A 20,449-nucleotide genomic window follows, 5' to 3' on the forward strand; every position below is an offset into this window, starting at 1 on the left:
TCGCCGGCCCCGGCGACGCAGGTAGCGTCAGCGGGGTGAGCGCCTCTACGCAGGATCACCGGGCGGGGAGCCGACCCGTCGACTGGGAGTTGGCCGTGGCGACCGCCGACCGGTTGGTCCGGCCCGGTCCGGTGGTGCCCCGCGCGGAGGCGGACCTCGCCGTCGGGCGGCTGCGCGAGCAGGCCATCGACGCGGAGGTGCACGTCCGGGAGCTGACCGGCCTCGGGCACGGGCTGCCGCTGCGGTCCGGCGAGGTCGTGGACCGGCCAGGCTGGGTGCGCGCGGCCGTGCAGGGCCTGGCCGCGCTCACCGACGGAGCCCTCCCGCGCCAGTCCGGCGCGTTCAGCGGCGTCCTGTCGGGCACCGCCGGCGTGCAGGCGGGCGTGGTCGTCGCGTTCCTCAGCGGCCGGGTGCTCGGCCAGTACGACCCGTTCTCCGACGGCGGCCGGCTGCTCCTCGTCGCGCCCAACGTCGTCGGCGCGCAGCGCGCCCTGGACGTCGCCGGCACGGACTTCGGCATGTGGGTGTGCCTGCACGAGTGCACGCACCGGCTCCAGTTCACCGCCGTGCCGTGGCTGGCCGCGCACTTCTCCGGCCAGGTCGGCACGCTGCTCGGCTCGATGGACGAGGGCGTCGCGCCGAGGCTGCGCGACCTGCCCCGGCGGCTGCGCGAGGCGGGCGGGTTCGTCGACCTGCTGCAGAGCCCGGCCCAGCGCGAGCCGCTGGACCGCCTGATCGCCCTGTCGACGCTGCTCGAAGGCCACGCCGACCACGTGATGGACGCGGTGGGCCCGGAGGTCGTCCCGTCCGTCTCGGTCATCCGCGAGCGGTTCACCGCCCGGCGCAAGGGCGGCGGCGTGCTGGACCGCATCCTGCGCACCCTGCTCGGGGTCGAGGCGAAGGTCCGCCAGTACGCGGAGGGCGCGGCGTTCACCCGGCACGTGGTGGACCGCGCGGGCATGGCCGGCTTCAACGCGGTGTGGACCAGCCCCGAAACCCTGCCCACCAGGGCCGAGATCGCCGACCCGGCCGCCTGGCTGCGCCGCGTATCGCCGTGAACGGGCCGCTGGCCGAGGTCCGCGCGGCCGTCAAGCGGTTCCTCGCCGAGCACCGGCCCGACCGGGTGGCCGTCGCCGTGTCCGGCGGGGCGGACTCGCTGGCCCTCGCCGCCGCGACCGCCCGGCTGGTGCCCGGCGCGCGGGCCGTCGTGGTCGACCACGGCCTCCAGGACGGGTCCGCCGAGGTCGCCGAGCGGGCCGCCGCCACGTGCGCGGGGCTCGGCCTGGCGGCGGAGGTCCGAAGGGTCGTCGTGGCCGGTCCGGGCGGTCCGGAGGCCGCCGCCCGGCGGGCCAGGTACGCCGCGCTGCGCCCGGAGAGCGGGGTCGTGCTGCTCGGCCACACCAAGGACGACCAGGCGGAGACCGTGCTGCTCGGGCTGGGGCGCGGCTCCGGTGCCCGCAGCATCGCCGGGATGCGGCCCCACGACCCGCCGTGGGGCCGGCCGCTGCTGTCCGTCGCGCGCGGGACGACCAGCGCCGCGTGCGCCGAACTGGGGCTGGAGCCGTGGGTCGACCCGCACAACGCCGATCCGGCGTTCACCAGGGTCCGGCTGCGCAACGAGGTGTTGCCGCTGCTGGAGGACGTGCTCCAGCACGGTGTCGCGGACGCGCTGGCGCGCACCGCCGCCCAGTTGCGCGACGACTGCGACGCCCTCGACGAGATCGCCCGGCGCTTCGCCGGCGACCCCCGCGCGACCGACGACCTCCACGACCTCCCACCCGCCCTCCGCAGGCGACTGCTGCGCCTGTGGCTGCTCGACGCGGGCGTGCCCGAGTTGTCCGACTCCCACCTGCGCCGGGTCGACGCGCTGGTGGGGGAGTGGCACGGCCAGGGCGGCGTCTGGCTGCCCGGCGGCTTTGTGGCACGCCGCGCGCATGGCAGGCTGGCCGTCGAACGGCCTGATGAACCACTGCTCAAAACAGTTCGATCATGACAAAAAGGGGATCGTCCGTGTACGACGGCGACATCGCCTCCGTGCTCATCACCGAGCAGGAAATCAGCGACAAGGTCACCGAGCTGGCCAACAAGGTCGGAGCGGACCACCCGGCCGACGGCGGGTCGGACCTCGTCTTGATCACCGTGCTCAAGGGCGCGGTGATGTTCATGACCGACCTGGCCAGGGCGCTGCCGGTGCCCGTGCAGCTGGAGTTCATGGCGGTCAGCTCCTACGGCTCCTCCACCTCGTCGTCCGGCGTCGTGCGCATCCTCAAGGACCTCGACCGCGACATCGCGGACCGGGACGTGATCATCGTCGAGGACATCATCGACTCCGGTCTCACGCTGTCCTGGCTGCTCAAGAACCTGGCGTCGCGCAAGCCGCGCTCGCTGGAGGTGTGCTCGCTGCTGCGCAAGCCGGACGCCGTGAAGGTCGACGTCCCGGTCAAGTACGTCGGCTTCGAGATCCCCAACGAGTTCGTGGTGGGCTACGGCCTGGACTACTCCGAGCGCTACCGCGACCTGCCCTACATCGGCACCCTCGACCCCAAGGTCTACAGCACCTGATTGCCGCGACTCCGTCGCGGCGGCTCGGCCGCCTGGAAGTCGGCCCATCGGCTCGTCTCCCACCCCGATCGAAGAGCGTGATCGGGGTGGGAGGCGAGCCGACAGACCGACGCGGCCTCGCGTGGTGATCGAGTTGGAGAGCGGGCAGAAGGCGGGCCGGGCCCTAGCAGTTCGGCCGGCAGCGGCGTTGGGCTATGCCGTCCAGCAGGACCGTTTTGATGTCGTCGGGCTGCGTCGCCTGGTACGCCTTGCCGCCGGTGGCCTCGGCGATCTTGCGCAGGGCGTCCATGTCGGCTCCCGGGCCCAGGCCGACCAGGAACATCGGCAGCGGGCGGGCGGGGTCGGACTCGCGGCGCAGGGTGTCGAGGAGTTCGGGCAGCGCGGTGGTGGAGATGTCGTCGTTGCTGCCGTCCGTCATCAGGGTCACCGAGTTGATCTTGTTCGGGTCGAACGACTGCTGCGCGCTGCGGAACGCGGCCAGCACAGTGTCGTTGAGCGACGTCCCGCCGCCGACCATGCCGGCGATCGCGCCCGCGCCCCGTTGCAGCTGGTCACGGCGGGGTGCGCCGCCGATCGGCTCGCCCAGCGGGCCGGTCGGCACCAGCTCGGTGTAGCCCCGGGGCCCCTTGGCCGTGGAGAACGCCCAGAGCCCGACCTCCGAGGTGTCGGGCAGCATCGACAGCGCGGTCAGCGCCGCCTCCTTCGCGGCCTCGGCCCTGGTCAGCCCGCTGCCCTGCATCTTCTCCGCCATCGAGCCGGACACGTCCAGGACGGCCAGCATCCGGGTGTCCAGGCCGATCGCGCCCCACGTGCGCAGCAGCTCGGCGACCTGGTCCGGTGGCGGCGTGCCGATGGCGGCCACGTCGTCGCCGCGCACGCCCTCCTCGTCGTTGCTCCAGCCCTGCGGGGCCTGGCCGGCGGTGGTGCGGAAGCCCGCGTCGGCGAACCGCCGGGCGCTGCGCTCGGTGCGCAGGGCCTGCTCGAAGCCCGCCGCGGCCTGCGCCGTGCCGGCGACCTCCCCGCTCCGGCTCACCCGGACGACGGGGTAGTCGAAGCTGATCGTGCCCTCCTTCGGGTACGACCCGACCACCCGGCGGGAGCCGGCGGCGCGGTTGGCGGCGAGCACGGCCTGCTCGGTCGCGGTGAACACCGGCGCGTTCTCGGCACCCTGCACGACCTTGCCGAACGCGTCCCGCACGGACGGCAGCGCGCTTCGGCCGACCCTCAGCAGCGCGCCGACCAGCTCGGGCTTGGGCGTGCCGTCCGGGTTGCCGAGCTGGGCGCGGATGACCGCGAGCGTGGCCAGGCCCTCCGAGGATGTGGTGGGGTCGCTGAGCGCGACCGCCACCTGCGGGTCGACCACGCGGGCCCAGCTGACCGGGGTGACGGGCCAGCCGAGCGCGCTCATCGAGCCCTCGGAGCCGGTGATGACCAGCGGCGACGAGGCCAGCGAGCCCTTGATGTCCAGCCTCGGCGCGTCCGGGCCCTGGTCGCCGGCCTGGCGGCGGCTCTCGGCCGCCCACATGGACGAGTCGGGGACCCACAGCGCGGGCGGGTTGATCTGCGCGGTGGGCAGTTCGTGGGACACGTCGGCCGCCCCGCGCGCCTCGACCTGCACCTGGACGCACTTGCCGTCCACTACGGGCTGGTCGGCCTGGTAGTCGTCGGCCGCGCCGCGCACCACCTCCTCGACCGAGGGGGTGACCGCGACCTTGAGCGGCAGGGTGCCCCGGCAGTCCGGGCCGTCGGCCGCCCGGACCGCGACGACGGTGGCCGCCGCAGCCGCGACGACGCCGATCAGGGCGCCGATCGGGAGTGCTGTCCGGCGCGCGCGGCCGGTGGGACGCTCGGTCGGTGCTGACATAGACCTGGGTACCTTCGGGTCGGTGTTCACCTTTTCGGGTGGCATTCGAACGCTCGGTAGCTGCCGAGGAGAACACGGTCGGTTCCGGCGACCCGTTCACGTGGCCTGGGTCACCCGAACGGACCTCACTTCCCGGCTACCTGCTAGTAACGTCCGACGCCCCCCAAGTGTTACGGCGGACCGTCGGCCGCCGTCTGCGGCCCGCCCGGCGCGGGAGCACCGCTCCTGACCTGCGAACAGTGTTCGCGGTCACCGCGGGGAACACAGCGCCGGCCCCGTCCGTTGCTCCCACGAGACGTGCCAGCCCCCAACGCGGAGCACTCCGCCCGCGCCTCGGGCGGTAGGCTGGTCGGACGGGTCGTGCCCGTCCGCGCCCGTCACCAAGTCAGGGAGGGTCGAGGCCGCCCGCCGGCCGTAAGTGAATGGACCGCAAGCGCCTGCTTCGCAACCCGCTGCTGTGGATCGTGGCGGTGTTGCTGCTGTACTACGCCTTCACCGTGCTCTTCGACGACGCACGGGGGTACACCCCGGTCAAGACGTCCCAGGCACTGCAACAGGTCAGGGACGGCAAAGTCAAAGAAGCCACGATCGAGGACAAGGAGCAGCGCCTCAAACTGACCCTCAACGACGGGGTGACCTTCGAAGGTCACAACCGGTTGATCACGCAGTTCCCGGCGAGCTCCACCGACGAGATCTTCAACATCCTCACCGGGACCGGCGACCAGTCCGGTTCCACCGGCAAGCCGACCGTCGAGACCAAGGTCAGCCAGGACTCGTTCCTGATGCAGATGCTGCTGTACCTGGTCCCGCTCGGCCTGCTGCTGCTGCTCCTGATGTGGATGATGAACAACGCCCAGGGCGGCGGCAACCGCGTCCTGAACTTCGGCAAGTCCAAGGCCAAGCAGTTGTCCAAGGACATGCCCAAGACGACCTTCGCGGACGTCGCGGGCGCCGAGGAGGCGGTGGAGGAGCTCCAGGAGATCAAGGACTTCCTCCAGAACCCCGGCCGCTACCAGGCGCTGGGCGCGAAGATCCCGAAGGGCGTGCTGCTCTACGGCCCGCCCGGCACCGGCAAGACCCTGCTGGCCAGGGCCGTCGCCGGTGAGGCCGGGGTGCCGTTCTACTCGATCTCCGGCTCGGACTTCGTCGAGATGTTCGTCGGTGTGGGCGCCTCCCGCGTTCGCGACCTGTTCGAGCAGGCCAAGCAGAACGCGCCGTGCATCATCTTCGTGGACGAGATCGACGCGGTCGGCCGCCATCGCGGTGCGGGACTCGGCGGCGGTCACGACGAGCGCGAGCAGACCCTCAACCAGCTGCTCGTGGAGATGGACGGCTTCGACTCGCGCGGCGGGATCATCCTGATCGCGGCGACCAACCGGCCCGACATCCTGGACCCGGCGCTGCTGCGCCCCGGCCGGTTCGACCGGCAGATCCCGGTGTCCGCGCCCGACCTGAAGGGTCGCAAGCAGATCCTCCGCGTCCACGCCAAGGGCAAGCCGCTGGCCCCCGAGGCGGACCTGGACGGCCTGGCCAAGCGCACCGTCGGCTTCTCCGGCGCGGACCTGGCCAACGTGATCAACGAGGCCGCCCTGCTCACCGCCCGCCAGAACGGCACCGTCATCGACGGGGCCGCCCTGGAGGAGTCGGTCGACCGGGTGATCGGCGGTCCGGCCCGCAAGAGCCGGATCATCTCCGAGAAGGAGAAGAAGATCACCGCCTACCACGAGGCCGGGCACGCCCTGGCCGCGTGGGCGATGCCGGACATCGACCCGGTCTACAAGGTCACCATCCTCGCCCGGGGGCGGACCGGCGGTCACACGCTGTCCGTGCCGGAAGAGGACAAGGACCTGATGACCAGGTCCGAGATGATCGCCCGGCTGGTGTTCGCGCTCGGCGGGCGCTCCGCCGAGGAGCTGGTCTTCCACGAGCCGACCACGGGCGCGTCCAACGACATCGAGCAGGCGACCAAGATCGCCCGCGCGATGGTCACCGAGTACGGCATGTCCGCCCGCCTCGGCGCCGTCAAGTACGGCCAGGAGCAGGGCGAGCCGTTCCTCGGGCGCACGGCGGGCCGGCAGGCGGACTACTCGCTGGAGGTCGCGCACGAGATCGACGAGGAGGTGCGCGAGCTGATCGAGGCCGCGCACACCGAGGCGTACGAGGTGCTCAACACCTACCGCGACGTGCTCGACGCGCTCACCCTGGAGCTGATCGAGAAGGAGACCCTGCACCAGAAGGACCTGGAGCGGATCTTCGCCGCCGTGGAGAAGCGCCCGAGGATCACGAAGTTCAACGACTTCGGCAACCGGACGCCGTCCGACAAGCCGCCGGTCAAGACCCCGGCGGAGCTGGCGAAGGAGCGCGGCGAGCCGTGGCCACCCGCCATCGAGGACACCCTCGGGCAGGAGCTGCCCCCGGACCGGGACCCGGTGCCCGCGCCGCCGCAGGCGGTGCCCAACGGCAACGGCACGCCCTACCAGCCGCAGCAGCCCCAGCACCCGACGTCCGGTCCGCCGAACTACGGCGCACCTCCCGGGTGGACCCCGGCCACCGTGCCCGGTGGCGGCCAGCCCGCCCCCCAGTGGCAGCCGGAGCCCACGGACGCGGACGCCGGGAAGCGGTCCTTCGACACGGATCCGGACAACCGCACGTGACCGAGATCGACCAGGCCGGCCCCTCCGCGAACGGGGGGGCCGGTTCCACGAGGCGGACGTTCGACCAGAAGCGCGCCGAGGCGGCCGTGCGCGAGCTGCTGCTCGCCTGCGGCGAGGACCCGGACCGCGAAGGGCTCCAGGACACGCCGGCGCGGGTCGCGCGGGCGTACCGGGAGCTGTTCGCCGGCCTGTACACCGACCCGGACTCGGTGCTCGCCAAGACCTTCGACGAGAGCCACGAGGAACTCGTCCTGGTCACCGACATCCCGATGTTCTCGTTCTGCGAGCACCACCTGCTGCCCTTCCACGGGGTCGCCCACGTCGGGTACATCCCCAACGAGCAGGGACGGGTGACCGGGCTGTCCAAGCTGGCCCGGCTGGTCGACCTCTACGCGAAGCGGCCCCAGGTGCAGGAGCGGCTGACCTCCCAGGTCGCCGACGCCCTGGTGCGCCGGCTGGAGCCGCGCGGCGTGATCGTCGTGGTCGAGGCCGAGCACCTGTGCATGGGTATGCGCGGCGTGCGCAAGCCCGGCTCGCGGACCACCACGTCCGCCGTGCGCGGGCTGCTGCGGTCCTCGGCGTCGACCAGGGCGGAGGCCATCGAGCTGATCCGAGGGCGCACGAGGTGAGCCTGCCTCGGCCGGGGCACTGCGTGGTCATGGGCGTCGTCAACGTCACCCCGGACTCGTTCAGCGACGGCGGCCGGTACCTCGGCCGCGCGGACGCGGTCGAGCACGGCGTGGCCATGTTCCGCCGGGGCGCGGACGTGGTCGACGTCGGCGGCGAGTCCACCCGGCCGGGCGCGGCCCGCGTCGACCCCGCCGTCGAGGCGGCCCGGATCGCGCCGGTGATCCGCGAGCTGGTCGCCGAGGGCGTGCCGGTGTCGGTGGACACCATGCGCGCCGAGGTGGCGGAGGCGGCGCTGGAGGCCGGCGCGTCGATCGTGAACGACGTCTCCGGCGGCCTCGCCGACCCGGCGATGGCGTCGGTGGTGGCGTCCGCCGGGGTGCCTTACGTGCTGATGCACTGGCGCGGGCACAGCGCCGGGATGGACCGCCTCGCCGTGTACGACGACGTGGTGCGCGACGTCCGGGACGAGCTGTGCGCCCGGGTGGACGCCGCGCTGGCGGCGGGCGTGGCGGCGGACCGGGTCGTGCTCGACCCCGGCCTGGGCTTCGCCAAGAACGCCGACCACAACTGGCAGCTCCTCCAGCGCCTGGACGAGCTGCTGGCGCTGGGCTTCCCGGTGCTGGTGGGCGCGTCCCGCAAACGTTTTCTGGGATCGCTGCTGGGCGCGCTGCCCGGCGCGCGGCCGGGTGACCGCCCACCGGACGGCCGCGAGGACGCGACGGCGGCGGTGTCGGCGCTGGCCGCGTTCGCCGGCGCGTGGGGCGTGCGGGTGCACGACGTGGACAAGTCGTTGGACGCGGTGGCGGTGGCACGAGCTTGGAGGGCGGGCCGTGGCTGATCGGATCTCGTTGCGGGGGCTGCGGGTGCGCGGCTTCCACGGGGTGTTCGAGCACGAGAAGCGCGACGGCCAGGACTTCCTGGTCGACGTGACGGCGTGGCTGGACCTGTCCCGCGCGGCGGCGACGGACGACCTGCGCGAGACGCTGCACTACGGCGAGCTGGCCGAGCGGGCGGCGGCGATCGTGGCCGGCGGCCCGTACGACCTGATCGAGACGGTGGCGGGCAAGGTCGCCGACGAGGTGATGACCGACCTGCGGGTCCGGGCCGCCGAGGTGACGGTCCACAAGCCGTCCGCGCCGATCCCGCTCACCTTCGAGGACGTGTCGGTGACCGTGCGCCGGGAGCGCGGGTGAGCCGCGCGGTCCTGTCGGTCGGCTCGAACCTGGGCGACCGGCTCGGCTTCCTGCGGCAGGCGGTGGCGGGGTTCGCGGCCGAGCTGGTCGCGGTGTCCCCGGTCTACGAGACCGCGCCCTGGGGCGTGACCGACCAGGACGACTTCCTCAACGCCGTGCTGGTGGTCGCGGGCGACCTCGGGCCGTGGGAGTGGCTGCGGCGCGGGCAGGGGCTGGAGGACGCGTCCGGCCGGGTGCGCACCCTGCGGTGGGGTCCCCGGACGCTGGACGTGGACGTGGTCACCGTGGACGGGGTCGTGTCGGACGACCCGAAGCTGCTGCTGCCGCACCCCGGTGCCCACGAGCGGGCCACCGTGCTGGTCCCGTGGCTGGACGTCGAGCCGGGCGCGGTGCTGCCCGGTCACGGGCGGGTGGCCGACCTGGTCGCGGACCTCGACCTCGGCGGTGTGACGCGGCGCGACGACCTGCGCCTGGCCTGATTCGCAGTCCCGCGCGCGGCGAATCGCGCGCTCCGGGGCTGCGGGGGGCGGTGAGCGGGGTTAGCGTCGGCGCAGGAGGTCGGCGATGAGCAACGCGGTCACGTACGACGTCGCGCGGCGGCGGATCGTCAGCCTGGTCACCAACGGCGACCCGGCGGCCGAGGTCGAGGCGTGCCCGGGGTGGACGGTCAAGGACGTGGTGGCGCACCTCGCGGCCGGCCTGGGCGACTTCGCGGACAACGCGTTCGACGGCGTGGAGACCGGCGAGTGGGGTGAACGCCAGGTCCGCGACCGCAGGGACCACCCGCTGGGCGACCTGCTGGCCGAGTGGGAGCGCAACTTCCAGGCCGCCGGGGGCCTGTTCGACTCGCCGCTGGGCGCGGTGCTGATCGCCGAGGTCGTCGAGCACGAGCACGACATCCGGACCGCGCTGGGCCGGCCCGGCGAGCGGGACAACGCCGCCGTGCGCGCCGCGCTCACCCGGCCGTTGCAGGAGGTCGACCAGCGGCTGCGCACCCGCGACCTGCCCGCGCTGCGGATCACCCTGGAGCACGGCGACCGGATCGTCGGCGAGGGCGACCCGGCGGCCACCCTGCGCACGTCGTCGTTCGAGCTGCTGCGGGTCGTCGGCGGGCGGCGCAGCGAGGGTCAGATCCGGTCGCTGGACTGGGACGCCGACCCGACCCGGTGGCTGGGTGCGATCCAGCTCTTCGGCACGCGGGAGACCGCGCTGGTCGAATGACACCATGGGGTGCGTGAGGTTCACCAAGCCCCGTGACCTGCTCGCCGCCGGCATCATCGCCGGCCTGCTCGCGCACCTGCTGCTCCGGCTCGCCTACGACACGCTCCCGCCGCTGCCGACCTTCGCCGGGTTCACCCTGCTCGTCATCGCGGCGGTCGACCTGGTGCTGGCCTTCTCGCTGCGCGCCCGCATCCAGCGCAAACCCGGCAGCGAACCGGTGCAGCCGCTGACGGCGGCGCGCGCGGTGGCGCTGGCCAAGGCGTCGTCCCTGCTCGGCGCGATCATGGCCGGCGCGTGGGCCGGCGTGCTGATCTACGTGCTGCCCGCGCGCGGCGACGTCGAGGCAGCCGACCACGACCTGGTCAGCGCGGTCGTGGGACTGGTCTGCGCGGTGCTGCTCATCGGCGCGGCGCTGTGGCTGGAGCACTGCTGCCGGACGCCCAAAGATTCCCACCGGGACGGGTGAATACCGGTGCGGAGGTCTCAATCGGGTAACTGACCGGTACGGTAGACGCCATGACCGGGCGAGGCACGTCGCAGGACGACGAGCAGCAAGATCACGGTCGGGGCTCCGGGCGACTACTGCTGGTAGCAGCATTGGCGCTCGCCCTGGGCGCCGCGGCCGTGCTGGTGCTGAGCGACAACGCCCGGTGGCTGAGACTGGCCGTCGTCGCCGCGCTGTGGGCCGCGCTGGTCGGCGCGTTCCTCGCCGCCCGCTACCGCCGCCAGGTCGTGGACACCGAGGACGAGGTCGCCGACCTCCAGTCGGTGTACGAGCTGGAGCTGGAGCGCGAGGTCGCCGCCCGGCGCGAGTACGAGCTGGAGATCGAGGCGGAGACCCGCAAGCGGGTGCAGGAGGAGGCCAAGGACGACCTGGAGGCGCTGCGCGGCGAGCTGCGCGCCCTGCGGGAGAACCTGGAGGCCCTGCTCGGCGGCGAGGTCCTGGTGGAACGGGTGGCGCTGCGCGCCGAGTCGACCCGGATGCGCGCCCTGTCCGACCAGTCCCGGGTGATGGCGGTGAGCGACCAGCGGATCATCACCGCCGGGCCCGCCAAGACGACCGTGAAGAAGACCGTCGAGAAGCCCTCCGCGCCGGACCGCACGGAGCTGATCGAGCGCGTCGCGCACGAGGCCCCGCGCAAGGAGACCGTGCGGCGTCCCGAACCCGTGCGCCCCGACGCCGTGCGGCCCGACCCGAGCCGACCCGACCGGCGCGAGGGGGCCCAGGCCACCCGGCGCGAACCGGCGCGGACGGCGCAGCAGCGCCCCGCGACGGCGGCGCGCGCGCCGGAGCCGACCGAGCGCGTGAGCCGGGTGGACCTGGCCGGGCGACCGGCCGGCCGGACCGCCGACCAGGCCCGGCGTGAACCGGCCCGGCAGTCCGCCGAGGCGGACTTCTTCTCCGACGTGAAGACCCCGGCCCGTCCCGCGCCGGGCGTCATGGGCAGCGGCGCGGTGCTGGGCAGCCGGGTCGGCGGTGCCGGTGTCGGTGTCGGCGGTGGTGCCGGTGTCGGTGGTGCTGGTGGGAGTGTCGGCGGTTCTGCTGGTTCTGCCGGTGGGCGGTCGGAGGGTGGGCGGTCGGAGGCTCCGGCGGAACCCGTCGCGCGCAAGCCCGAGCCGTCCCGGCCCGAGGTCGCGCGTGCCGAGGCTGCTCGGATCGAGGCGTCCCGCCCCGAGGCCGCTCGTGCCGAGGCTCCTCGTGCCGAGGCTGCTCGTACCGAGACTTCCCGCACCGGGCGCACCGTCCAGCGGCGCAGCCGGGTCGCCGAGCGGACCGAGATGTTCAGCCGGGACGCGGTGGAGGCCGACCAGCCCGCCCGTCGCCCCGCAGGCGAGCAGGCCCGGCCCGAGCCGGCGCGACGCACCACGCCGACGGCCGCCGAGCGGACCGGCGGTTTCCCCCCGGTGACCGGCGCGGAACCCGTCCGGCCCGGCCGTCGGGCGGCGGAGCAGAGCGGCTACCAGCAGCCCGTCCCCGCAGCGGCGAAGCGCGCCGACCAGAGCGGCCACCACCCCGCGCCGGCCGGGAACCGCGCGGAGCAGGCCGCGCCGACCCCGGGCCACCGCGCGGCGGAGGAGAGCGGCTACCACGTCGCCCCCGGCACGCGGGCGGCGGAGCAGAGCGGGTACCAGGCGGCGGTCGGCAACCGGGCCGCCGAGCTGGGCGAGCACCAGCCGGTCGGCGACCGCGCCGCCGAGCAGCGCGGGTACCAGGCGGTCGGCACCCGGGCCGCCGAGCAGAGCGGGTACCTGCCGGTGACGGCGGAGCCCGCCGGGCGCTCGTCGGCCGAGCTGTCCACCGGGCGGCGGGCGGCCGAGGACGGCGGTGGCCGGCGGCGGGCCGAGGACCGGCCGACCGGTCGGCGCAGCGCCCCCGAACCCGAGCCCACCCCGGCCGGCGCGCACGCGGACGGCAAGTCGGTGAGCGAGCTGCTCGCCGCGTTCGGCGGGGGCGAGTCGCCGCGTCGGCGTCGGCGGCGAGGCGAGGACTGACCCCGGAATCGGTGGGGGACCTGCGGGGGACCTGGAAAGGTCGTGCCGGGCGGAGGTCGGCGGGGACTACTTGTCGATGTCGCCGACCACGACGGCGAACGACCCCAGCACGGCCGGCAGGTCGTCCACCCCGGTGCCCGGCAGCAGCGCCGAGAGCGCCTGCACGTTGTTGAACGACGGCGTCCGGAGCTTGAGCCGCCACGGCGTCTTCTCGCCGCGCGAGGCCAAATGCACCCCGGACACGCCGAGCGGTGCCTCGACCCTCGTGTACACCGAGCCCTCCGGTGCCTTGACCGCCTTGGGCAGCCGCAGGTTCACCGGCCCGCCGGGCAGGTCGTCCAGGCACCGCCGGACCAGCCGCACGGACTGCCGCACCTCGTCCACCAGGCACTCGACCCGGGCCAGCGCGTCACCCCCGGTCCGCACCACCGGGGTCACGCCGAGCCCCCGGTAGCCCGGCAGCGGGTCGTCGCGGCGGAGGTCGAAGTCGACGCCACTGGCCCGTCCGATCGGACCGGTCACCCCGTACGCGAGCGCGGCCTCCCTCGTCAGCACACCGATCCCGGCCAACCCGTCCGGGATGCCACCGACGTCCACTGTGGACAGAGCGGCGCGGACGCGGTCGGTCCACCCGGCCGGGACGTCCTCGCGCAGGCCGCCGATCCGGTTGAACATGAAGTGGATCCGGCCGCCCGAAGCCTCCTCCAGCACCGCCTGCACGGCTTCCCGCCCGCGCGCGGCGGCCGGGCCGGTCAGGGGTGCGAGGAACACCAGGTGCGCCATGATCCGGTTCAGCTCGCACAGCACGGCCCGGAGGGCCTGCGCGCGGGCCGGGACGTCCATGCCGGTCATCCGCTCGACGGCGAGCGCGACGGCCAGTTCGTTGCAGAACGCGGCCAGCCAGTCGTGCCGGTTGGCCAGCGTCAGCACCTGCCGGTAGTCGCGCACCTCGAACAGCTTCTCGGCACCTCGGTGCAGGTGGCCGACCAGCGGTTCGGCGGCGGTGATGACCTCGTCGTCGCGGACGGTCAGCCGGAGCCGGTACGCGCCGTGCGCGGAGGGGTGCAGCGGGCCGAGGTCGACCACCCGGTCCACGCCCAGGTGACGCGCCCCGGCACCGACGCCAACGGTGATCTCCACCCCGCCATGCTCGCACGTCGAGGCGGGGGTGCCGCCTCGTGGTGACGGTGCGCGGCGGCGGTGGTTAGCTAGTTCGGTGTGGCGGTGAACAGGTAGCAGCCGTGGGAGACGCTGCGCACCTGCACTTCGACCACCTCGGGCTTGTCCAGCAGTTCTTCGATGCGCTCGGTCAGCTCGTCGGGCTGTGCGATCTCGCCGCCGTGGATGCGGCCGTCCGCGTCGTACGCCCGCAGGGTGCGCGCGTTGTGCCGGAACGCCTCGGGCACCTCGTCCGCCACGGCCGGCCCGTCGCACGCCAGCATGTGCGCGAACACCGGCCCCAGCTCCTCGTACGGGCCGCGCCCGGCGGTCGGCGTGTAGCGGAACAGCACCAGCGGCTCGCCCACCCCGGCCTTGCGCAGGCAGCACCGCAGCGGCGCACCCGGCGACTCGTCCCGCAGCTCGTGGAACTCGTCCGTGCCGGCCAGCTTCCGGGCCCGCTCGACCACGTCGGCGGGCAACGCGTGAATCCTCATGCGGCAAGCCTGGCCGTCCGGTGGGCGGGCGGCCGGCGGTCTTCGGACGGGGCGGTCGGCCTGGGGCACGGGTGGGAGCCGAGGGCACTGGTGGGAGCGAGGGGGCTCACCAGACCGGGCGGATGCCTGCGGAGGAGGTGTGGTCCAGGTAGCCGGTGAGGCCGTCGCGGAGGGCGGTGAACGCGGTGTCGCCGATCAGGGCCGCGAACTCGGCGTCCAGCTCGGTCCACAGCCGGTCGGCCAGGGCCAGGTAGTCGTGGCCCTTGTCGGTGAGCGCCAGCGCCTGCGCGCGGCGGTCCGTCGGGTGCGGTTCGCGCCGGACGTAGGCCCACTCGACCAGTTCCGCGACGGTCTTGCCGGCCGCCTGCTTGGACACGCCCAGGTGCGCCGCCAGGTCGACGGTGGTCGGGTGCTCCGTCGCGGCCAGGTACCGGAGGACGAAGCCGTGCGCGGGGCGCAGCGGTTCCCGGTGCCGGCCCGCCAGGCGCTCGTGGAAGCGGTCGGTCATCGCGCGGAACGTCCTGGCCAGGAGGATCGAGACGGGTTGCGCGGCGGTCGGGTGGGTGGCTCGGTGCGTGGGCGTGGAGGTCGGGTGCGCGGGGTCGTGGTCCACGGTGGTGAGTGTGCGGGTGGACAACCTGGTTGGCCAACCTCGTCCGGTCAGGGCCGCCACGGCGGGAGCGGTGGGAGCAGGTCCGACACCGGGACGCCCACGCCGTGCAGCAGCCAGCCGAACGAGCCCAGCCCGTCGACCGCCCGGAGTTCCGCCACCCGCGACGCGCGCGCCGCCGCGTCGAGCCACGCCATGCCGGCGCTGCGCGTCCGGGTGGGCCGGCTCGCGTCGGGGTGGGGAGGGGGCAGGAGGGCGGCGAGGGCGTCTCGCTGGGAGACCAGGACCCAGTCGCCGCCGGCCGCGTCGGCGCACGCGTCCAGGGCCACGTGGGCGGTCAGGTCGCACGACCCGTCGAACACCGGGGGCACGCGGCGGCCGTCGCGGTAGGCCGCGAACGTGCCCTCCGGGTACCGGCCCGCGACCCGGTCCTCCTTCCGGTGCCCGTAGTCGACGGCCAGCGCCGCGCCCCGCACCCGACCCACGGCGTCCGCCCACGCCCGGTCCCTCGTGGAGCCGACCTCGGCGTGCCGGCCCGGCCCCAGCGGCCACCAGCGGGCCAGCCACGGGTCGTCGTGCGGGCCCACCACCAGCGGGCACGGGATCGCGTCCAGCCACTCGTGGCCGACCAGCAGGCCGTGCACGGTGGCGGGCAGCTCCCGCACCCACGCCACGCCGGGCAGCGCGCGGGGCGGGCCGACGTCGACGGCGGTCACGTGCAGGCGCTCGGCGAGCGGACCGCCGGCCAGCGCGCGGACGGCCGCCGCCAGTTCGCCGCCGCCCGCGCCGACGTCCACGAAGTCCAGCCGGGGCGGCCTGCCCAACCCGGCGTCGACCCGGTCGAGCAGCACCAGGAGCGCTTCGGCCAGCTCAGGGCCGATCAGCGGGGCGGTGCGGAAGTGGTCGGCCGGGATCGAGCCCCGGGTGAAGAACCCCTGCGGGCCGTACAGCGCGGTGCGCCACGCCCCTTCCGAGTCCTCCATGCGTCAAGTGTCCCTTTAAGGTTGCCCACTGTGACCGCCTCCCCTGCCCGCAAGCGCGTGGACCAGCGCCGCTGGACAGTCCTCCTGCCGGTGGCCGGCCTGGTCGCGCTGGGCGCGTCCGGCCTGATCCTGCTCGGCCTGGGCACCAGCAAGATCGGCGTGGGCCCGATCCTGGTCGGCGCGGTCGCCGCGCTGGTGCCGGTCGCCGCCGTGCTCGGCGCGTTCCTCTGGGTGGACCGCTGGGAGCCGGAACCGGCGAAGATCCTGCTGCTGGCGTTCGCGTGGGGAGCGTGCGGCGCGACCATCACGTCCCTGGTGTTCAACCAGACCGCGCACGTGCTGGGCGAGCTGATCAACAACGGCGACGGGTCGACGTTCGCGGCCGTCGTCGGAGCGCCGATCGTGGAGGAGGCGACCAAGGCGGCGTTCGTGGTCGCGCTGTTCCTGCGCCGGCGCGACGAGTTCGACGGCGTCGTGGACGGCATCGTCTACGCGGGCGTGACGGCGGCCGGCTTCGCCTACACGGAGAACATCTACTACTTCGCGCGGGTGTTCGTGGACAGCGGGCTGGGCGACATGTCCAGCGGGGTCGTGGCGCTGTTCGTCCTGCGCGGGGTGCTCTCGCCGTTCGCGCACCCGCTGTTCACGGCGATGACCGGCATCGGGGTCGGCATCGCGGCGCTGAGCGGCAACCGGACGCTGCGGTGGGTCGCGCCGGCGCTTGGCTACCTGGGCGCGGCCGGGCTGCACTCGCTGTGGAACTTCTCCACCACGGTGGGCACCGGGTCGACGTTCATCAACCTGTACTTCCTGATCATGGTCCCGATCTTCGCGGGCATGGTGTGGCTGGTGGTCTGGCAGCGCCGGCGCGAGCAGCGGATCGTCGCGGGCCAGCTCCCGGAGATGGCCGCGCGGCGGTGGATCGCGTCCAGCGAGGTCACGCTGCTGGCGTCGTTGCAGGGCCGCCGGCGGTGGCGGCGCACGGTGCGGCGCAAGGTCGGCGAGCAGGCGGCGCGGGCCGTCGCCGGCTACCAGGTGGCCGCCACCGAACTGGCGTTCCTGCGGCACCGGATGAAGCTGGGAACCGCCGGCACGGGTGCCGACGAACGTCACGCCGTGCTGCTCGACGCGCTGGTCGCCGCACGTCAGGCCGCCGTGGAGGCACCCGGTGCGCTCAAGGCGGCCGGCGGGGCCCGCCGGGTGGAGTAGGCGGGTGGTGTTCGTCGCAGTCGAGGTCGACCCGGCGGGCCCGGGACTACGCTCGCGGCCGTCGTCCGGTACCCGCTCAGGGCCTGGAACGCCATCGAAGGAGTACGTCGCATGGACGCGACCCCCCGCCCCGCGCGGCTGGCCGTCGGAGTGATCTCGGCGGGCCGGGTGGGCTCGGTGCTGGGCGCCGCCCTGGCCAGGGCGGGCCACGTGGTCGGCTCGGTGTCCGCCGTGTCGCGCGAGTCGCTGCGCCGGGCCGAGGAGCTGCTGCCGGACGTGCCGGTGGCGCCGCCGCCCGAGGTCGCCGCGTCGGCCGACCTGGTGCTGCTGGCCGTGCCCGACGACGAGTTGGCCGGGCTGGTGCGCGGCCTGGTCGCCACCGGGTCGCTGCGCGCCGGGCAGATCGTCGTGCACACCAGCGGCGCGCAGGGCGTCGGGGTGCTGGAGCCGGCCCGCGACGCGGGCGCGCTGTGCGTGGCGCTGCACCCGGTCATGACGTTCACCGGCCGGTCCGAGGACGTCGAGCGGCTGACCGCCTGCTCGGTCGGCGTGACCGCCGCCGACGGCGACGAAGCGGCGTGGAACGTCGGCGAGGCCCTGGTCGTGGAGATGGCGGCGGAGCCCGTGCGCATCCCCGAAGCGGCCCGCCCGCTCTACCACGCGGCCCTCGCGCACGGCGCGAACCACCTGATCACGCTGGTCGCGGACTGCGCCGACCTGCTCCGCACGGCCGGGATCGGCGACGCCGAGCGGATGCTCGGCCCGCTGCTGTCGGCCGCGCTGGACAACGTCCTGCGGCACGGCGACCGGGCGCTCACCGGCCCGGTCGCGCGCGGTGACTCCGGGACCGTGGCGAAGCACCTGGGCGTGCTGGCCTCCGCAGCGCCTGAGACCCTTGCCCCGTACCGCGTTCTCGCGCGCCGCACCGTCGACCGCGCGCAGGCCGCCGGGCTGCTCAAGCCCGAACCGGCCGCCGACGTCCGCACCACTCTTGAGGACCGATGACCAAGCCGCTCACCAAAGACGACTACGCGCCCAACGACGTCACGGTGCACCGTGACCCGGAGCGGTTGCGCCGGGTGGTGCGCGCGCTGCGGGCCGCCGGGCGCAACATCGCGCTGGTGCCCACGATGGGCGCGCTGCACGAGGGCCACCGGAAGCTGATCCGGGAAGCGCAGGTCATGCAGAACACCGTGGTGGTGGTGTCGATCTTCGTGAACCCCACCCAGTTCGGGCCCTCGGAGGACTTCTCGGCGTACCCGAGGACGTTCGAGTCCGATGTGGACGTCTGCCGGCAGGAGCGCGTCGGCCTGGTCTTCGCGCCGGCCGCCGAGGACGTGTACCTGCCCGGCGCGTCGGTGACGGTCGCGCCCGGCCCGCTCGGCGACGAGCTGGAGGGCGCGTCCCGGCCGGGCCACTTCGCCGGGGTGCTGACCGTGGTGGCCAAGCTGTTCAACATCGTGCAGCCGACCTACGCGGTGTTCGGCGAGAAGGACTACCAGCAGCTCACGCTCGTCCACCGGATGGCGTGGGACCTGAACCTGCCGGTCGCCGTGGTGGGCGTGCCGACCGTGCGCGAACCGGACGGCCTGGCGCTGTCGTCGCGCAACCGGTACCTGTCGGAGGAGGAGAGGTCGGCGGCCACCGCGCTGTCGGCCGCGCTGGTGGCCGGCGCGCACGTGAGCGGCGGCGGCGCGGCGGCCGTGGTCGAGGCGGCGTCCTCGGTGCTCGCGGCCGAGCCGTCGGTGGACGTGGACTACCTGGAGGTGCGGGCACCCGACCTGGGGCCGGCACCGGAGAACGGCGACGCGCGGCTGCTGGTCGCCGCGCGGGTGGGCTCCACCCGACTGATCGACAACATCGCCGTGCTGCTCGGCACCGGCGACGAGTGAGGGGGACGGCGATGTTCCGCACCATGCTCAAGTCGAAGATCCACCGGGCCACGGTCACCCAGGCCGACCTGCACTACGTCGGGTCGGTGACCGTGGACCTGGACCTGATGGAGGCCGCCGACCTGCTGCCCGGCGAGATGGTCGCGATCGTCGACGTGACCAACGGGGCGCGGCTGGAGACCTACGTCATCGAGGGCGAGCGCGGGTCCGGCGTGATCGGCATCAACGGCGCCGCCGCGCACCTGGTCCAGCCGGGCGACCTGGTCATCCTGATCGCCTACGGGCAGATGGACGACGCGGAGGCGCGGGCGTACCGGCCGCGCGTGGTGTTCGTCGACGCGGACAACCGGGTGGTGGAGCTGGGGTCTGACGCGGCTCGGGCGCCTGAGGGGTCCGGGCTGGTCAGCGGGGCGGTGGCGGCCGGCGTGGGTGTGGGCGTTGCCGTTGCCGGTGCCGGGGGCGGTGTCCTGGTGGGTGCCGACGTGGCGGCGCTGTCGGTGGGGTCTTCGGAGACCGAGGACGCGACGGCGTTGGACGCGTTGATCCAGGCCGAGAACTGAGGGGAAGAGTTCTGTGCTGCTCGCCATCGACGTCGGCAACACCAACATCGTCCTGGGCCTGTACGACGGGACGGGGGACAAGGCCGCGCTGGTGCGGGACTGGCGGATGCGCACCGACGCCCGGATGACCGCCGACGAGCTGGCGCTGACCATGCGCGGGCTGCTCGGGGAGTACGCGGACAAGATCACCGGGATCTCGGCGCTGTCCACGGTGCCGGCGGTCCTGCGCGAACTGCGGGTCATGCTCGGGCGGTACTACTCGGCGGTGCCGAAGGTGCTCGTGGAGCCCGGCGTGCGGACCGGCGTGCCGCTGCTGGTCGACAACCCGAAGGAGGTCGGGTCGGACCGGGTGATCAACACCCTGGCGGCCCACCACCTGCACAGCACGGCGTGCGTGGTGGTCGACTTCGGCACGTCGACCAACCTGGACGTGATCTCCGCGAAGGGCGAGTTCCTCGGCGGGGCGCTGGCACCCGGGATCGAGATCTCGGTCGACGCGCTGGCCGCCCGCGCCGCCCAGCTGCGCAAGGTCGAGCTGGTGCGACCCCGGTCGGTGATCGGGAAGAACACGGTGGAGTGCTTGCAGTCGGGGATCGTGTACGGGTTCGTCGGCCAGGTCGACGGGCTGGTGCGCCGGATCGTGGACGAGTTGCAGGTGACCGAACCCGGGCCGGTGACGGTGATCGCCACGGGGGGTCTTGCGCCTTTGGTGGTGACGGAGTCGGCGACCATCCAGGCCCACGTGCCGGATCTGACGCTGCTGGGGTTGCGGCTGGTGTTCGAGCGCAACATGCGGTGAGTCGGGTGCCTGAGTGGCGGAAGAGCAAGAGAGTCCTCGCCGGACGGGCGAGCCGCCAAGGATGACGGAAGTGCGTGGGTCGTCGTGTCATCCCCGTGTGGCCCGGTCGGGAGACAACCACCCT

21 protein-coding genes are annotated in these 20,449 nt (G+C 73.9%); 16 read left to right on the forward strand and 5 right to left on the reverse strand.

Translation table 11 applies throughout. The annotated features are described in order from the left end of the window. The first annotated feature begins 35 nt into the window (after positions 1-35). From AB0I60_RS12470 to hpt, 3 genes are read left to right on the forward strand one after another with little or no spacing between them, the layout of a single operon-like run. A complete protein-coding gene (locus tag AB0I60_RS12470; RefSeq protein WP_360728425.1) occupies positions 36-1,058 on the forward strand; it encodes a zinc-dependent metalloprotease in 1,023 nt (340 codons plus the stop codon). After that, positions 1,055-1,993 (forward strand): tRNA lysidine(34) synthetase TilS, encoded by a 939-nt coding sequence (tilS, locus tag AB0I60_RS12475; protein ID WP_360728428.1) that lies wholly within the window; start codon positions 1,055-1,057, stop codon positions 1,991-1,993. The genes AB0I60_RS12470 and tilS overlap by 4 nt, the downstream gene beginning before the upstream one ends. Positions 1,994-2,010: 17 nt before the next feature. Next, complete coding sequence (hpt, locus tag AB0I60_RS12480; RefSeq protein WP_360728569.1) at positions 2,011-2,562, forward strand: hypoxanthine phosphoribosyltransferase; 552 nt, start codon at positions 2,011-2,013, stop codon at positions 2,560-2,562. A 163-nt stretch (positions 2,563-2,725) separates the two neighbouring features. Here hpt and AB0I60_RS12485 read toward each other — a convergent pair whose 3' ends face one another. After that, a complete protein-coding gene (locus tag AB0I60_RS12485; protein ID WP_360728430.1) occupies positions 2,726-4,426 on the reverse strand; it encodes a substrate-binding and VWA domain-containing protein in 1,701 nt (566 codons plus the stop codon). A 422-nt stretch (positions 4,427-4,848) separates the two neighbouring features. On the opposite strand from AB0I60_RS12485, the gene ftsH reads away from it, so the two are divergent. The 8 genes from ftsH (at position 4,849) to AB0I60_RS12525 (ending at position 12,617) form a co-directional block, all read left to right on the forward strand. Then, positions 4,849-7,080, forward strand: coding sequence for an ATP-dependent zinc metalloprotease FtsH (gene ftsH / locus AB0I60_RS12490; protein WP_360728433.1), 2,232 nt, complete (start codon positions 4,849-4,851; stop codon positions 7,078-7,080). A 5-nt stretch (positions 7,081-7,085) separates the two neighbouring features. After that, positions 7,086-7,709, forward strand: a complete 624-nt coding sequence (gene folE, locus AB0I60_RS12495) for a GTP cyclohydrolase I FolE (RefSeq protein WP_360728572.1) — start codon at positions 7,086-7,088, stop codon at positions 7,707-7,709. A gap of 29 nt (positions 7,710-7,738) precedes the next feature. Further along, complete coding sequence (gene folP, locus AB0I60_RS12500; protein WP_360728574.1) at positions 7,739-8,548, forward strand: dihydropteroate synthase; 810 nt, start codon at positions 7,739-7,741, stop codon at positions 8,546-8,548. Further along, complete coding sequence (gene folB, locus AB0I60_RS12505; protein ID WP_360728436.1) at positions 8,541-8,903, forward strand: dihydroneopterin aldolase; 363 nt, start codon at positions 8,541-8,543, stop codon at positions 8,901-8,903. The genes folP and folB overlap by 8 nt, the downstream gene beginning before the upstream one ends. Then, positions 8,900-9,382 (forward strand): 2-amino-4-hydroxy-6-hydroxymethyldihydropteridine diphosphokinase, encoded by a 483-nt coding sequence (folK, locus tag AB0I60_RS12510; protein WP_360728438.1) that lies wholly within the window; start codon positions 8,900-8,902, stop codon positions 9,380-9,382. The genes folB and folK overlap by 4 nt, the downstream gene beginning before the upstream one ends. A gap of 85 nt (positions 9,383-9,467) precedes the next feature. Continuing rightward, entirely contained in the window at positions 9,468-10,124 is a 657-nt protein-coding gene (locus AB0I60_RS12515) for a maleylpyruvate isomerase family mycothiol-dependent enzyme (RefSeq protein ID WP_360728441.1), read from the forward strand. 13 nt (positions 10,125-10,137) lie between these two features. Continuing rightward, positions 10,138-10,590: a DUF3180 domain-containing protein gene (locus AB0I60_RS12520; RefSeq protein WP_360728444.1), complete on the forward strand. Its 453-nt coding sequence runs from the start codon at positions 10,138-10,140 to the stop codon at positions 10,588-10,590. A 50-nt stretch (positions 10,591-10,640) separates the two neighbouring features. Continuing rightward, positions 10,641-12,617, forward strand: coding sequence for a DUF6779 domain-containing protein (locus AB0I60_RS12525; protein ID WP_360728445.1), 1,977 nt, complete (start codon positions 10,641-10,643; stop codon positions 12,615-12,617). Positions 12,618-12,683: 66 nt separating this feature from the next. Here AB0I60_RS12525 and AB0I60_RS12530 read toward each other — a convergent pair whose 3' ends face one another. The 4 genes from AB0I60_RS12530 to AB0I60_RS12545 form a co-directional block, all read right to left on the reverse strand. Next, positions 12,684-13,757, reverse strand: coding sequence for an NADH-quinone oxidoreductase subunit D (locus tag AB0I60_RS12530; RefSeq protein WP_360728447.1), 1,074 nt, complete (start codon positions 13,755-13,757; stop codon positions 12,684-12,686). A gap of 68 nt (positions 13,758-13,825) precedes the next feature. Then, positions 13,826-14,272 carry a DUF1203 domain-containing protein gene (locus AB0I60_RS12535; protein ID WP_360728450.1) on the reverse strand — a complete coding sequence of 149 codons (447 nt, stop codon included), beginning with the start codon at positions 14,270-14,272 and terminating at the stop codon, positions 13,826-13,828. A gap of 106 nt (positions 14,273-14,378) precedes the next feature. Next, positions 14,379-14,885, reverse strand: coding sequence for a MarR family winged helix-turn-helix transcriptional regulator (locus AB0I60_RS12540; protein WP_360728453.1), 507 nt, complete (start codon positions 14,883-14,885; stop codon positions 14,379-14,381). A gap of 47 nt (positions 14,886-14,932) precedes the next feature. Beyond that, positions 14,933-15,865: an SAM-dependent methyltransferase gene (locus AB0I60_RS12545; RefSeq protein WP_360728455.1), complete on the reverse strand. Its 933-nt coding sequence runs from the start codon at positions 15,863-15,865 to the stop codon at positions 14,933-14,935. A gap of 30 nt (positions 15,866-15,895) precedes the next feature. Here AB0I60_RS12545 and AB0I60_RS12550 point away from each other — a divergent pair, with 30 nt between their 5' ends. From AB0I60_RS12550 to AB0I60_RS12570, 5 genes are all read left to right on the forward strand, one after another. Beyond that, on the forward strand, positions 15,896-17,074 hold the full coding sequence (locus AB0I60_RS12550) for a PrsW family intramembrane metalloprotease (protein ID WP_360728458.1): 1,179 nt from the start codon (positions 15,896-15,898) through the stop codon (positions 17,072-17,074). A gap of 111 nt (positions 17,075-17,185) precedes the next feature. Further along, entirely contained in the window at positions 17,186-18,079 is an 894-nt protein-coding gene (locus AB0I60_RS12555) for a DUF2520 domain-containing protein (RefSeq protein WP_360728461.1), read from the forward strand. Next, positions 18,076-18,966, forward strand: a complete 891-nt coding sequence (gene panC, locus AB0I60_RS12560; protein ID WP_360728464.1) for a pantoate--beta-alanine ligase — start codon at positions 18,076-18,078, stop codon at positions 18,964-18,966. Before AB0I60_RS12555 ends, panC begins: the two co-directional genes overlap by 4 nt. Before the next feature lie 11 nt (positions 18,967-18,977). Further along, the gene (gene panD / locus AB0I60_RS12565) at positions 18,978-19,526 is read left to right on the forward strand and encodes an aspartate 1-decarboxylase (RefSeq protein ID WP_360728467.1); all 549 of its coding nucleotides are present in this window, start codon (positions 18,978-18,980) and stop codon (positions 19,524-19,526) included. A 13-nt stretch (positions 19,527-19,539) separates the two neighbouring features. Further along, on the forward strand, positions 19,540-20,325 hold the full coding sequence (locus tag AB0I60_RS12570) for a type III pantothenate kinase (RefSeq protein ID WP_360728470.1): 786 nt from the start codon (positions 19,540-19,542) through the stop codon (positions 20,323-20,325). Positions 20,326-20,449 lie beyond the last annotated feature (124 nt).

Origin of the sequence: Actinosynnema sp. NPDC050436 (assembly GCF_040655415.1) — a bacterium.
In the GTDB taxonomy this organism is placed as follows: Bacteria; Actinomycetota; Actinomycetes; order Mycobacteriales; family Pseudonocardiaceae; genus Actinosynnema.